Source organism: Caballeronia sp. GAWG1-1 (assembly GCF_023631465.1).
In the GTDB taxonomy this organism is placed as follows: Bacteria; Pseudomonadota; Gammaproteobacteria; order Burkholderiales; family Burkholderiaceae; genus Caballeronia.
This window is the reverse complement of the sequence record NZ_JALQDB010000017.1, coordinates 1-13,658: the sequence shown is the minus strand read 5'-3', so window position 1 is coordinate 13,658 and position 13,658 is coordinate 1. Positions and strand designations below refer to the sequence as shown.

The window sequence follows — 13,658 nt, the reverse complement described above, 5'->3', positions numbered from 1 at the left end:
CGCGCCGCTACAATGCCTCCATGTCGAAAACCAAACATGTCTCCGAAACCCCGGCGACGCAGTTTCTGCGCCGTAACAAGGTCGAGTTCGGCGAGCATCCCTACGATTATGTCGAGCACGGCGGCACGGAGGAGTCCGCGCGGCAACTCGGCGTGGACGAGCATCGCGTCGTCAAGACACTCGTGATGGAAGACGAGAACGCGAAGCCGCTCATCGTGCTCATGCATGGCGACCGCACGGTGTCGACCAAGAACCTCGCGCGGCAGACGGGCGCGAAGCGCATCGAGCCATGCAAGCCCGAAGTGGCGAACCGGCATTCGGGCTATCTCGTGGGCGGCACGTCGCCGTTCGGCACGAAGAAGGCAATGCCCGTGTTTGTCGAATCGAGCATTCTCGAACTCGACATCATCTATCTGAACGGCGGCCGGCGCGGCTATCTCGTCAGTCTCGATCCGGCGGTGCTCACCGGCTTGCTCAACGCGAAGCCCGTGCAGTGCGCGAGCGTCGATTAGAATGCTGACCGCATTCGCCACGTCAAAGAAAGAGCCAACATGATTCCTCTGATCGTCGCCGTCGTGTCCTATCTGATCGGCTCGATTTCATTCGCCGTCGTCGTCAGCAAGTCGATGGGACTCGCCGATCCCCGTTCGTACGGCTCGGGCAATCCCGGCGCGACCAACGTGCTGCGCACCGGCAACAAGAAAGCGGCCATCCTCACGCTGATCGGCGATGCGTTCAAAGGCTGGCTGCCCGTGTGGGTCGTCGTGCACTTCGGCGCGGGCTGGGGGCTCGATCCGGCCGGGCTCGCGAGCGCGATCGCGCTGTCGGCCATCGCGGTTTTTCTCGGGCATCTGTACCCGATCTTCTTCAAGTTTCAGGGCGGCAAGGGCGTCGCGACGGCGGCCGGCGTGCTGCTCGCCATTCATCCGGCGCTCGGGGCGGCTACCTTGCTGACCTGGCTGATCATCGCGTTTTTCTTTCGCTATTCGTCGCTCGCGGCGCTCGTCGCGGCGGTCTTCGCACCGTTTTTTCAGGTGTTCCTATTCGGGCCGAGCCGCATCTCGCTCGCCGTGCTGGCGATGAGCGCGCTGCTCGTCTGGCGGCATCGGGCCAATATTTCGAAGTTGCTGGCGGGGCAGGAGAGCCGTATCGGCGACAAGAAGAAAGCGGCGCAGGCGGCGAGCGAGGCGGACTGAGCGCGGACCGGCGCAACGCTCGGCCTACCAAACAAAACGCCGTTCCACAGGCATGCGGAACGGCGTTTTTGCGTGCGCTGCATGGCGCTGCGGGAAAGTCCTGCAGTGCGCTGTTGGCCCGCTTGCTAAAGGTGAAAACCTCAGTCGCGGAAGTTGTTGAAGTCGAGCGGCGTGTCCGTGACTTCCTTCTTGAGCAGCGCGATGGTGCTTTGCAGGTCGTCGCGCTTCGTGCCTTGTATGCGCACCGCGTCGCCCTGAATGCTCGCCTGCACCTTGATCTTGCTGTCCTTCACGATTTTCACGACCTTCTTCGCCAGATCGCCCGACACGCCTTTCTTGATGGTCACGACCTGCTTGAGTTTGTCGCCGCCGATCTTTTCCTGCTTGCCGTAGTCGAGAAAACGCACGTCGACGCCGCGCTTGGCCAGCTTGCCGACCAGCACGTCCTTGACCTGGCCGAGCTTGAAATCGTCGTCGGCGTAGAGCGTGAGGTCGCGCTCCTTCTGTTCGACGCGTGAATCCGAACCCTTGAAGTCGAAACGCGTCGAGATTTCCTTGTTCGATTGTTCGATCGCGTTCTTCACTTCGATCATGTTTGCTTCGCTGACGACGTCAAACGATGGCATCTTGTTTTCCCCTTCAATGAGGCGAGCGCGCAGCGGGCGCGGCTCGCGCAATCGCTATAATCACAGACCTGACGTCATTCTACCGACGCGCCTGCGGTTCCCCAAGGTTGCGCCGATTCTCCCGGTTCGCCACGCGGTTTTTCCCTGTCATGTCCCACGCTTCCTTCACGCCGCCACCGTTGCTCGACGACTATTCGCTGCGAGCGCACAACACGTTCGGCTTCGACGTGCGAGCGCGTCACGCCATGCACGTCGATAGCGTCGATGCCGCGATCTCGCTCGCCGCCGATGCGCGCATCGCCAACATGCAGCAGTTCGTGCTCGGCGGCGGCAGCAATGTCGTGCTGACGCGCGAATTCGATGGCGTCGCGCTGATCGTCGGCATTCGTGGCAAGCGCGTGATCCACGAAGACGACGACGCCTGGCTCGTCGAAGCGGGCGCGGGCGAGAGCTGGCACGAGTTCGTCGCGTGGACGCTTGCGCAAGGCATGCCGGGCCTCGAAAACCTCGCGCTTATTCCTGGAACGGTCGGCGCGGCGCCTATCCAGAACATCGGCGCGTATGGCCTGGAAATGGGCGAGCGCTTCGAACGGCTGCACGCGGTGGAACTCGCGACTGGCGCGCACGCCCGTTTCGACCGGAATGAATGCGCGTTCGGCTATCGCGACAGTTTCTTCAAGCGGGCAGGGCGCGGGCGCTTTCTGATCACGTCGGTGGTGTTCCGGCTGCCGAAAGCGTGGCAGCCGCGCGCAGACTACGCGGATGTCGCGAGGGCGCTGGAAGGCGCATCCAGCCACGATGCACGAGCCATCTTTGATGCCGTCGTCGCCGTGCGCCGCGCCAAATTGCCGGACTGGACGGTGCTCGGCAACGCGGGCAGCTTCTTCAAAAATCCGGTGATGAGCGCGGAAGCGTTCGATGCATTGCGCGTGCGCGAACCCGGCGTCGTGTCGTATCGTCAGCCGGACGGAGCGGTGAAGCTGGCCGCGGGTTGGCTGATCGACCAGTGCGGGTGGAAGGGGCGTGGCGTCGGTGGCGCGGCGGTGCATGACCGGCAGGCGCTCGTGCTCGTGAATCGTGGCGATGCGACCGGCGCGCAAGTGCTCGAACTCGCCGAAGCGATCAAGCGCGACGTGCTCGCGCGCTTCGACGTCGAACTGGAGATGGAGCCGGTTTGCTTGTGAAACCGATGAGCGCGGGTTCGTGCGTCGAGGGCCGACGTTGGCGGCATGCGGTCGCGTTGACCGCGATGAAATCAGCCACGCGCGCGTGACCAGACCCTGACAACGCCGCGAAGAAGGGCGGCACTTCGATTCGAACCCCGCCCTTCCCGACAGCAACTCAGTGATTGAGCTTGCCCAGCAGCAAAAACTCCATCAACGCTTTCTGCACATGCAGACGGTTTTCCGCTTCGTCCCACACGACGCTTTGCGGGCCGTCGATCACTTCGGCGCTCACTTCCTCACCGCGATGCGCCGGCAAGCAGTGCATGAAGAGCGCATCCGGGTTGGCGCGCGACATCATCTCGCTATCGACGCACCAGTCCGCGAAGGCCGCCTTGCGCGCTTCGTTTTCCGCCTCGAAGCCCATGCTGGTCCAGACATCGGTGGTGACGAGATCGGCGCCCGCGCACGCTTCGTTCGGGTCTTCGAATGCTTCGTAGAACGGCTTGCTGTCTTCAGAAACCAGCGCGTGATCGAGCGTGTAGCCGGGCGGCGTCGAGAGGCGCAATTTGAAGCCCAGAATCTGCGCGGCTTCTATCCACGTGTAGAGCATGTTGTTCGCGTCGCCGACCCACGCGACCGTCTTGCCGTGAATCGGCCCGCGTTGTTCGTAGTACGTGAAAATGTCCGCGAGCACCTGACACGGGTGATACTCGTTGGTCAGCCCGTTGATGACCGGCACGCGCGAATTTTCTGCAAAGCGCTCGATGATCTCCTGCCCGAACGTGCGGATCATGATGATGTCCACCATGCGCGAGATGACCTGCGCCGCGTCCTCGACCGGTTCGCCGCGCCCGAGCTGCGTGTCGCGCGTATTGAGGAACACCGCGTGGCCGCCTAGCTGGAAGATGCCCGCCTCGAAGGAAAGGCGAGTGCGCGTCGAATTCTTCTCGAAGATCATCGCGAGCGTGCGGTCGTGCAGCGGATGATAAGTCTCGTAGTTCTTGAATTTGCGCTTCAGAATGCGCGCGCGTTCGAGCACGTACTCGTAGTCGTCGAGTGAAAAATCCTTGAACTGAAGATAGTGGCGAATTTTTTTGGCGGTCATGAAACGCAAGCGGCGGCTTCGACCCGGTGCCCGCCGATGCGCGAAGCGGCATCGAAAAGACCGGACGGCGCCGCCGTCGGGAGTGGTATCGCGTTCGAGCATAAAGGATTTTGCGATGTTTGACGAGGCTACCGAGGAGCCGATCGCTTTCTCCAGAAGGCTTCTGGACGGCCTTGCAGGGCGCTTGCAAGCATTGGTGCGCTGCGGAAGAAGGGTCGCTGCTGTATAATTGCGCTCGCTCGTTTCAACCGCTCTGCAACATTCAGCACCGTTTCACGCGTATGTGTACGAAGGCTCGCAAGAGCCGCTCGTGTTACCCCTTGCGTGTCTGGATTCAACAGTGCAGTCGAGTCCGTCTTCAGGGTGCGGGCGTGGCCAAGTCGGGAATTTTCTGTGACTGCCGCGTTCAGAGCCGCTAGTGCCTGCCAATGCAGGGCTCGTGGTTTCCGCGTCCGGTCGGCGCGTTCGCCGGTGTGCATCACCGGCTGTCAAAAGGTAATGCTACATGGCTGAATCATCCCCTACCGAGTACTTCATACAAGGCATCACCAAGAGCGGGCGCACGTTTCGGCCAAGCGACTGGTCCGAGCGCCTGTGCGGAGTGATGTCGGCTTTTGGGCCGGGGAAGAAAGGGCCGAACGCGCGCCTGCAATATTCCATCTATGTGCGGCCGACCATCATCGGGGACATCAAAGTCGTCATTCTCGACTCGCGCCTGCGCGACATCGAGCCAATGGCTTTCGACTTCGTGCTGAACTTCGCGAAGGACAACGATCTGGTCGTGACCGAGGCATGCGAGCTGCCGCCGCATCACGGCACGCAGACGCAGCAGAAGCGTTAATCAGCGCTTGTGGACCGACGAAAAAAAGCCCGCGTTCGCGGGCTTTTTCTTTACTGCGCAGCGGAAACAGGAAGCTGCTTCCAGTCAACTGCGGCAATGCATTGCATGCGCGCGTTTTCCGGAAGCAAGCCGGAATTACTGGGCAGCGGGGGCCTGCAAGCCCTTGATGGCTGCGGCCAGGCGGCTCTTATGACGAGCAGCCTTGTTCTTGTGGACGATCTTCTTGTCCGCGATGATGTCGATCGTCTTGACCGACGACTTGAACAATTCGGCTGCCTTGGCTTGGTCGCCGGCGTCGATCGCCTTGCGAACTGCCTTGATGGCCGTGCGGAACTTCGAGCGCAGCGCCGAGTTGTGCGAGTTGGCTTTGGCACCCTGACGGGCGCGCTTGCGAGCTTGTGCGGTATTTGCCATGACGGTTCCTTATCCTGTTTCTGCTGTTACTTGTCTGGAGCGCGTTACCCTTGTCTCGATGACTCCGGCGTCTTGCCAGGAGCGCCCGAAATGAGTACGAGAGGGCGATTCTTAACGCACTGCCTATGATCGGAATTCCCGGGAACGATTGCCCGGGAGCCTTGAAACTTGGCCTGACAGCGTGAATCTTGCTGTCGACTCTATGCCATTTCCACGTGTCTCCCTTGCCTCCCTTGCCTGTTAGGCAAGAAATGACATGAAGCGTCGAACTGTGCGAACTGTAAGTGCGTCACGACTGCGTGGATTGTAGCAGTGCGCGAAAGCCGAGCTTCGAAACCCGCGATTATAGCAAGCAAATACGAGATGTGACAAGAAAAGCCTCGCTCTGACGCCATTGCGCCGCAAATTCGATGCAATGGGTCAAAGTGACGTGCGCGAACGCCGATGCGGCCGCCGCGATCCGAAGCGCATCGCGCACGCCCCGTATAATAAGCGCCCCATGAATCTATTCCGAGCCCTCCTGACGGTCAGCGGCTTCACGCTTTTGTCGCGCGTGACCGGCCTGATCCGCGAAACGCTGATCGCCCGTGCCTTCGGCGCCAGTCTCTACACCGACGCGTTCTATGTCGCGTTCCGCATACCGAACCTGCTGCGGCGTCTGTCCGCGGAAGGCGCGTTCGCGCAGGCGTTCGTTCCTATCCTCGCCGAGTTCAAGAACAGTCAAGGTCACGATCCGACCAAGGCGCTCGTCGATGCCATGTCCACCGTGCTCACATGGGGCCTCGTCGTGCTGTCGCTCGTCGGCATGGCCGGCGCGAGCTGGGTCGTCTTCGCGGTCGCGTCCGGCCTGAAGCACGATGGTCAGGCGTACGTCCTTGCCGTTGAGATGACGCGGATCATGTTCCCGTACATCATCTTTATCTCGCTGACGACGCTCGCCTCGGGCGTGCTCAATACGTACAAGCAGTTCTCGTTGCCCGCGTTCGCGCCGGTGCTCCTGAACGTGTCGTTCATTTTCGCGGCGGTGTTCGTCGCGCCGCATCTGAAAGTGCCGGTGTACGCGCTGGCCTACGCGGTGATCGCGGGTGGCGCGTTGCAGTTCCTCGTGCAGTTTCCGGGTCTGCGGAAGATCGACATGGCGCCGCGCATCGGGCTCAACTTCTTGCAGGCGCTGCGGCATCCGGGCGTGAAGCGCGTGCTGCTGAAGATGGTGCCCGCCACGTTCGCGGTGTCGGTCGGACAACTGAGCCTCATCATCAACACGAATATCGCGTCGAATATCGGGCAGGGCGCGGTGTCATGGATCAACTACGCCGACCGGCTGATGGAGTTTCCCACCGCGCTCCTCGGCGCGGCGCTCGGCACGATCTTGCTGCCGAGTCTCTCGAAAGCCCACGTCGATGCCAACAACGACGAGTATTCCGCGCTGCTCGACTGGGGTTTGCGCATCACCTTTCTGCTCGCGGCGCCGAGCGCGGTCGCGTTGTTCTTCTTCGCCGAACCGCTCACCGCGACGCTCTTTCACTACGGCAAGTTCGACAGCCATTCCGTCGTGATGGTCGGCCGCGCGCTGTCGGCATATGGCATTGGGCTGATCGGGCTGATCCTCATCAAGATCCTGGCGCCGGGTTTCTACGCGAAGCAGGACATCAAGACGCCGGTGAAGATCGCCATTGGCGTGCTCATCATGACGCAGGTGAGCAACTACATCTTCGTGCCGATCTTCTCGCACGCGGGTCTTACGCTCTCTATCGGCCTCGGCGCACTCGCGAACGCACTGCTGTTGTTCATCGGCTTGCGGCGCCGGCAGATCTATAAGCCGTCGCCGGGCTGGCTGCTATTCTTCGTGCAGATGATCGGGGCATGCCTCGTGCTGGCTGGAACCATGCACTGGGTCGCTGGCAACTTCGACTGGATCGCCATGCGCGCAACGCCGTTCACGCGGATCGCGTTGCTGGGTGCGAGCCTTGTCGTGTTCGCCGCGTTATATTTCGGTATTCTGGCGGCGATGGGCTTCAAATACGCCTATTTCAAGAGACGAACGCTTTGATGACGACAACGCGTATCCTCGACTACTTTACTTCGCTCGTGGCGGACGACGAGAGTCTTCCGCTCACGGAAGCGGCTTTGTCGCTTGCGCAGGACGCGTATCCCGATCTCGACATGCAAGCGGTGCTCGCGGAGATCGACGAACTCGTCGTGCGGGCGCGTCGCCGCATGCCCGACGACGCGGACATGAAGCAAAAGGTCGAGGCGCTCAATCGTTACTTCTTCCGCGAACTGGGTTTCTCGAGCAACCTCAACGATTACTACGACCCGGACAACAGCCATCTGAACGTGGTGTTGCGCCGGCGTCGCGGCATTCCGATTTCGCTTGCGGTGATCTATCTGGAAATGGCCGATCAGCTCGGTCTGCCCGTGCGCGGCGTGTCGTTTCCCGGGCATTTCCTGCTGCGTGTCTCGACGCCCGATCACGATCTCATGCTCGATCCGACCACCGGCCAGACGCTTTCCGAAGCGCAGATGGTCGAAATGCTGGAGCCGTATGTGCAGCGCGTGGGCGAATCCATTGGCAGCGCGTTGCGCGTGTTGTTGCAGCCGGCGACGCGCCGCGAGATCGTCGCGCGCATGCTGCGCAATCTGAAAAGCATCTACTTGCAGACGGAGCGCTGGCAGCGCTTGCTCGCCGTGCAGCAGCGGCTCGTCATCGTGTTACCGGGAAGTATCGAGGAAGTGCGCGACCGTGGTTTTGCCTACGCGCGGCTCGATTATCTGCGTCCGGCGCTCGAAGATCTGCAGCGTTATCTGGAAGATCGTCCCGATGCGGAAGATGCAACCGTTGTCGAAACCGAGCTGCATGAACTGAGGCAGCGCACGCAGCACGACGGCGACTAAGAACGGCGGAGCGATCCGCCGTTTTTTTGCTTACTTCGGCTGCATGCGAATTGCGCCGTCGAGACGGATGACTTCACCGTTGAGCATCGGGTTATCGAAAATCTGTTTGACGAGCAGCGCGTATTCGTTCGGCTTGCCAAGACGCGGCGGGAACGGAACCATGGCGCCGAGCGCGTCCTGTACGTCTTGCGGCATGCCGAGCAGCATCGGCGTTTCGAAGAGACCAGGCGCGATGGTCATCACGCGGATACCGTTTCTCGACAAATCGCGTGCGATGGGCAACGTCATGCCGGCCACGCCGCTCTTGGACGCCGCATAGGCCGCTTGGCCCATTTGCCCGTCGAACGCCGCGACCGACGCCGTATTCACGATCACCCCGCGTTCGCCCGTTTCGTTGGGCGCGTTCTTCGACATGACCTCGGCCGCGAGCCGAATCATGTTGAACGTGCCGATGAGATTAACCGCGATGACCTTGCTGAACAGATCGAGCGGATGCGGCCCGTCGCGGCCCACCGTCTTCGATGCCGGCGCGATGCCCGCGCAATTCACTAGTCCACGCAGAGTGCCGCGTTGAGTGGCGGCTTCGATGGCGCGGTGGCCGTCGCCCTCCTGACTGACATCGCATTTGACGAACTCGCCGGACAACTCCTTCGCCAGCGCGGCGCCCGCCGCTTCGTTCATGTCCGCGATGACGACCGTTCCGCCTAGCCCGGCGACGAGCCGCGCGGTGGCCTCACCCAGGCCGGACGCGCCGCCGGTGATCAGAAAAACGTTGCCTTGTATCTCCATGTCTCTTCTCCTTGATATGAGGAAGTGCTGCATTCGCGGCCCTCGTGAGGCCGTTCGATTTTATGGCTCGCCATTTTAGCTTGGCGAGCAAGTCTGAAGGCGTAAAAAAACCCGCTCGGCGAAGAGCGGGTTTTCCGTGACGCGGGCAAGTTACTTCAAAGCATCGAACACGCGCGTGCGGATTTCATCGACCGCGCCGAGCCCGGAAATCTTGCGATATTCCGGCGCCTTCAGCCCGTTCGTTTCACCGCGCTTCGCCCAGTCGTTGTAGTACGCGATGAGCGGCTTGGTCTGCGCTTCATACACGTCGAGCCGCTTCTTCACGGTTTCTTCCTTGTCGTCGTCGCGCTGGATCAGCGGCTCGCCGGTGACGTCGTCCGTCATGTCGTTCTTCGGCGGATTGAACTTGACGTGATACGTGCGGCCCGACGCCGCGTGGACGCGACGCCCGCTCATACGCGTGATGATCTCGTCGAACGGCACGTCGATTTCCAGCACGTAGTCGATTACGACAGCCGCGTTCTTCATGGCTTCCGCTTGCGGAATGGTGCGCGGGAAACCGTCGAACAGATAGCCGTTCTTGCAGTCGTCCGCGAGCAGCCGCTCCTTCACGAGATTGATGATGAGCGTGTCCGGCACGAGCTCGCCCGCGTCCATATAGCCCTTGGCCTCGACGCCGAGTGGCGAGCCCGCCTTCACGGCCGCGCGCAACATGTCGCCGGTCGAGATCTGCGGAATGCCGAACTTTTCCTTGATGAAGTTTGCCTGGGTGCCCTTGCCCGCGCCGGGTGCGCCCAACAGGATCAAACGCATGGTGATATCTCCGAATCGTCTAGAAACCGCGCGGCGAGTCTGAATCTGCATCCGGTGGCCAGGCTCGCGCGGCGTCGACGACAGAGCGCGCAGCCGATTCGAAAGTCGGCGCGGCACCCGCGGACAGCGGCGCAACGTTGAGCGTGGCGCTGACCGGAAGGCTCGCGCAATCGCTTGATTATGCCACGGCTCATTACGAACGCGGCCGTAATAACGGCGATAGAAATCGCTGTGATTCCCGCCGCGCAAGCGTTTGGCGGGGGTATACACGGGTTGTGCGAGCTTTCAGCCGGCGCTGGAAAAGAGCGCCTGGACGCGCGCGAGATCGGCGGGTGTATCGACGCCCGGTGCAGGTGTTTCATGCGTGACGCGCACCGCGATGCGCTCGCCATGCCACAACGCGCGCAGTTGTTCGAGCGCCTCGGCGGCTTCGATGGGCGCTTGCGCGAGGTTTGGAAACTCGCGCAGAAACTTCGCGCGATACGCGTACAGGCCAATATGCCGCAGCACGTTTTCGGGCACCGAAGGCAGCGCCGAAAGCGCGGCGACGTCCGGCCAGTGCGATTGCCACGCGTCGCGCGTCCAGGGAATGGGCGCGCGCGAGAAGTAGAGCGCGACGCTCTTCGCATCGAGCACGACTTTCACGACATTCGGATTGAACACGTCGGCGGCATCGTGAATGGGATGCGCGGCCGTGGCGATTGCGCATTCGGGATGCGCCGCGAGATGCGCGGCGACATCGCGCACGAGTTGCGGGTCGATGAGCGGCTCGTCGCCCTGAACGTTCACGACGATGGCGTCGTCGGGCCAGTTCAGACGCGTCGCTACTTCGGCGAGACGGTCGGTGCCGGTGGGGTGATCCGAGCGCGTGAGCATCACTTCGATGCCGTGATCGCGCGAAGCCTCGACCACGCGGTCGGAGTCGGTTGCGACGATCACCTGGCTCGCGCCGGACTCGCGCGCGCGTTCGGCGACGCGCACGACCATCGGCTTGCCGCCGATATCGGCGAGCGGTTTGTTCGGCAGCCGCGTGGAAGCAAGACGCGCCGGAACGACGGCGATGAACGGCACGGACATGATCGGACCTTACGCGCCGCCAACCGGCTTCAACGGCTCGACCGGCGTGCCTTCCACCGTTTGACGCGCTTCGTCGACGAGCATCACGGGAATGCCGTCGCGAATGGGATAAGCAAGTTTGTCCGCGCTGCAGACGAGTTCCTGCGCCGCGCGGTCATAGGTGAGCGGACCCTTGCAGATCGGGCAGACGAGGATTTCAAGCAGACGTGCGTCCACGGAGTTTCTCCACAACTAGAGCGATGAGGCGAGGCCTGAGCACGGCTTGCACGGGAACGACCCAGATGCGCGCATCACGCCAGGCCCCAAATTTTACTGCATCCTTCTCGGTGATTAGGATGGCGTCGGCTTTCACGTCCTCGAAAGGATTCTCGCGATACGAATAGTGATCGGGGAACGCGCGCGTGCCAGGCGTGATGCCGGCGGCGCGCAAGGTCGCGAAGAAGCGCTCGGGCGAACCGATGCCCGCGGCGGCGACCACTTTCTCGCCTGCGAACTGCGCGAGCGGACGGCGCACCGATGGATCGTCGAGCAGCCAGGCATCGCCCGATTCGAGTTCGAGCGCAAAGGTGTTGGGCCACGGCGGCAAGGTGCGGTCGTAGGGACTGTTGATGAGCGTCGCGTCGCGATGGCGCGACATCGGTTCGCGCAACGGGCCGGCGGGCAGCAGGAAGCCGTTGCCGCCGAGGCGGTCGTCGAATACGACGAGCTCGAACACGCGCGCGAGCCGATAGTGCTGCAGGCCGTCGTCGGACACGATGACATCGACTTCGGGATGCGCCTCGACCAGCGCACGCGCCGCCGCCACGCGATCCGGGCACACGAAGACCGGCGCGTGAGTGCGGCGCGCGATCAACAGCGGCTCGTCGCCGACTTGCGCGGCGGCCGAGGTCGGCGCGACGCTCGTCGGCTTCGCGATCTTCGCGCCGTATCCGCGCGAAACGACGCCCGGCTGATGCCCTGCCGCGCGCAGAGCCTCGACGAGCGCGATGACCGTCGGCGTCTTGCCCGTGCCACCGACCGTCACGTTGCCGACGACGACCACCGGCACGCCGACATCGACGCGCTTGATCCAGCCGAGTTCAAAGAACGCTCGGCGCGTCGCGGCAATCGCGCCGAAGATGCAGGCGAAGGGCGTGAGCGCCCACGCAACGGGACCGCGCTTGCGCCATTCGCGTGCGAAAAAGTTTTCGATGGGCGGTTTGAAGTCAGACATGGTCCGCCTTCGCGACGATGGCGTTTGAGCCGGTCAACGGGTGAAGCTTGGCGCGCAACGGCAACTCCTTCTATACGGTCAGCGTTGAACGGAATGCATGGCCGGCGATGTTTCTACGCAGGGTCAGGCCGGTGCTCGAACCCCGGACTCTATCGCGCGGACGGCCTCGACGCCAGCCGGTTAGCCAAACGGCCGAGGGCGCGCGCCTGTGGATAACTCTGTGAAAAACTCGCGGCCGAAGAGCAGCGATTCCGCGTCAGGAAAGAGTTGCTTCGGATAATGCGGACATAAGACAAATATAAGCGAGTTAAATCAACGAGTTGCAACGTATTCAAAGGCTCGCCGGGGTGCTTGCGATCAGCAAGCGGTAAGTCTTTCTGTGTGGACACTTGCTACACTGGCGTACCTTATCCGGCGGATCTTGTCCATCAGTCAGATGGTTCTTCCGGCCCGATCTCTCGCTTTCTCGCCCATGACTCCCGATTCTTTGATGCCGCAAGGCAGCGATGCCGTCATCCCCGTTTCCGTGCTCAATCGTGCGATCAACACGATGCTCGAACGGTCGTTTCCGCTCGTGTGGGTATCGGGCGAAGTCTCGAACTTCACGCGCGCCGCGAGCGGACACTGGTACTTCTCGATCAAGGATGCGGGCGCGCAGATGCGCTGCGTGATGTTTCGCGGCCGCGCGCAATACGCCGAATTCACGCCGCGCGAAGGCGACAAGATCGAGGTGCGCGCGCTCGTCACCATGTACGAGCCGCGCGGCGAACTGCAACTCAACGTGGAAGCGGTGCGGCGCACGGGGCAGGGGCGGCTTTTCGAGGCATTTCTGCGGCTGAAGGCGCAGCTCGAAAGCGAAGGCTTGTTCGCGGCGGAACGCAAGCGCGCGCTGCCGACGCATCCGCGTGGCATAGGCATCGTGACGTCGCTGCAGGCGGCGGCGTTGCGCGACGTGTTGACGACACTCGCGCGCCGCGCGCCACATGTGCCGGTCGTCGTTTATCCCGCGCCGGTGCAAGGAACGGGCGTCGGCGCGAAGCTCGCGACGATGGTCGAAGCGGCGAGCGCGCGGCGCGAAGTCGATGTGCTGATCGTGTGCCGGGGCGGCGGGTCCATCGAAGATTTATGGGCGTTCAACGAGGAAGTGCTCGCGCGCGCGATCGCGGCGAGCAGCGTGCCGGTGGTGAGCGGCGTCGGCCATGAGACCGACTTCACGATCGCCGATTTCGCCGCCGACATGCGCGCGCCGACGCCGACCGCCGCTGCCGAACTCGTCAGTCCGCAGCGCGTGGTGTTGCTGCAGGAACTGGATCAGCGTCACGCGGCGCTCGCACGAAGTTTTGGCCGGACGATGGAGCGTCGCGCCCAGGAACTCGACTGGCTCGCGCGCCGCCTCGTGAGTCCCGCCGAGCGTCTGGCAAGGCAACACGTGCATCTGCGGCAACTGGCGGGGGGGGGGGGGGGGGGGGGGGGGGGGGGGGGGGGGGGGGGGGGGGGGGGGGGGGGGGGGGGGGGGGGGGGGG

General features: G+C 62.7%; 15 protein-coding genes. 7 read left to right on the top strand and 8 right to left on the bottom strand.

Annotation, left to right across the window (positions count from 1 at the left end):
* The first annotated feature begins 20 nt into the window (after positions 1-20).
* Together ybaK and plsY are read left to right on the top strand one after the other, a co-directional pair.
* Positions 21-512, top strand: coding sequence for a Cys-tRNA(Pro) deacylase (gene ybaK / locus NCT03_RS11350; protein ID WP_244826161.1), 492 nt, complete (start codon positions 21-23; stop codon positions 510-512).
* 39 nt (positions 513-551) lie between these two features.
* Positions 552-1,196 carry a glycerol-3-phosphate 1-O-acyltransferase PlsY gene (gene plsY / locus NCT03_RS11345; RefSeq protein WP_250492682.1) on the top strand — a complete coding sequence of 215 codons (645 nt, stop codon included), beginning with the start codon at positions 552-554 and terminating at the stop codon, positions 1,194-1,196.
* Positions 1,197-1,336: 140 nt separating this feature from the next.
* On the opposite strand, the gene NCT03_RS11340 is transcribed toward plsY, so the two are convergent.
* Positions 1,337-1,822 carry a YajQ family cyclic di-GMP-binding protein gene (locus NCT03_RS11340; RefSeq protein ID WP_244826159.1) on the bottom strand — a complete coding sequence of 162 codons (486 nt, stop codon included), beginning with the start codon at positions 1,820-1,822 and terminating at the stop codon, positions 1,337-1,339.
* 149 nt (positions 1,823-1,971) lie between these two features.
* On the opposite strand from NCT03_RS11340, the gene murB reads away from it, so the two are divergent.
* Entirely contained in the window at positions 1,972-3,006 is a 1,035-nt protein-coding gene (gene murB / locus NCT03_RS11335; RefSeq protein WP_250492681.1) for a UDP-N-acetylmuramate dehydrogenase, read from the top strand.
* 157 nt (positions 3,007-3,163) lie between these two features.
* Here murB and argF read toward each other — a convergent pair whose 3' ends face one another.
* Entirely contained in the window at positions 3,164-4,093 is a 930-nt protein-coding gene (gene argF / locus NCT03_RS11330; RefSeq protein ID WP_250465558.1) for an ornithine carbamoyltransferase, read from the bottom strand.
* A 505-nt stretch (positions 4,094-4,598) separates the two neighbouring features.
* On the opposite strand from argF, the gene NCT03_RS11325 reads away from it, so the two are divergent.
* Positions 4,599-4,934, top strand: a complete 336-nt coding sequence (locus NCT03_RS11325) for a DUF3579 domain-containing protein (protein WP_244826156.1) — start codon at positions 4,599-4,601, stop codon at positions 4,932-4,934.
* A gap of 135 nt (positions 4,935-5,069) precedes the next feature.
* Here the strand turns inward: NCT03_RS11325 and rpsT are convergent, their stop codons facing one another.
* Entirely contained in the window at positions 5,070-5,348 is a 279-nt protein-coding gene (rpsT, locus tag NCT03_RS11320; protein WP_244826155.1) for a 30S ribosomal protein S20, read from the bottom strand.
* A 499-nt stretch (positions 5,349-5,847) separates the two neighbouring features.
* Between rpsT and murJ the strand changes: the two genes are divergently transcribed.
* On the top strand, positions 5,848-7,398 hold the full coding sequence (murJ, locus tag NCT03_RS11315; protein ID WP_309844240.1) for a murein biosynthesis integral membrane protein MurJ: 1,551 nt from the start codon (positions 5,848-5,850) through the stop codon (positions 7,396-7,398).
* Positions 7,398-8,243: a SirB1 family protein gene (locus NCT03_RS11310; RefSeq protein ID WP_244826153.1), complete on the top strand. Its 846-nt coding sequence runs from the start codon at positions 7,398-7,400 to the stop codon at positions 8,241-8,243. Before murJ ends, NCT03_RS11310 begins: the two co-directional genes overlap by 1 nt.
* Positions 8,244-8,273: 30 nt before the next feature.
* On the opposite strand, the gene NCT03_RS11305 is transcribed toward NCT03_RS11310, so the two are convergent.
* The 5 genes from NCT03_RS11305 to lpxK all read right to left on the bottom strand — a co-directional run bounded on the left by NCT03_RS11305 (position 8,274) and on the right by lpxK (position 12,135).
* Complete coding sequence (locus tag NCT03_RS11305) at positions 8,274-9,032, bottom strand: 3-hydroxyacyl-CoA dehydrogenase (RefSeq protein ID WP_244826152.1); 759 nt, start codon at positions 9,030-9,032, stop codon at positions 8,274-8,276.
* Between the two features lie 150 nt (positions 9,033-9,182).
* Positions 9,183-9,845, bottom strand: coding sequence for an adenylate kinase (gene adk, locus NCT03_RS11300; protein ID WP_244826151.1), 663 nt, complete (start codon positions 9,843-9,845; stop codon positions 9,183-9,185).
* A 285-nt stretch (positions 9,846-10,130) separates the two neighbouring features.
* Positions 10,131-10,922 carry a 3-deoxy-manno-octulosonate cytidylyltransferase gene (kdsB, locus tag NCT03_RS11295; RefSeq protein WP_250492680.1) on the bottom strand — a complete coding sequence of 264 codons (792 nt, stop codon included), beginning with the start codon at positions 10,920-10,922 and terminating at the stop codon, positions 10,131-10,133.
* A gap of 9 nt (positions 10,923-10,931) precedes the next feature.
* Positions 10,932-11,138: a Trm112 family protein gene (locus tag NCT03_RS11290; RefSeq protein ID WP_244826149.1), complete on the bottom strand. Its 207-nt coding sequence runs from the start codon at positions 11,136-11,138 to the stop codon at positions 10,932-10,934.
* On the bottom strand, positions 11,119-12,135 hold the full coding sequence (gene lpxK / locus NCT03_RS11285) for a tetraacyldisaccharide 4'-kinase (protein ID WP_244826148.1): 1,017 nt from the start codon (positions 12,133-12,135) through the stop codon (positions 11,119-11,121). The genes NCT03_RS11290 and lpxK overlap by 20 nt, the downstream gene beginning before the upstream one ends.
* Before the next feature lie 472 nt (positions 12,136-12,607).
* Here lpxK and xseA point away from each other — a divergent pair.
* Positions 12,608-13,658, top strand: a 1,051-nt coding sequence (xseA, locus tag NCT03_RS11280) for an exodeoxyribonuclease VII large subunit (RefSeq protein ID WP_250492679.1), incomplete at its 3' end; no start/stop codon positions are given.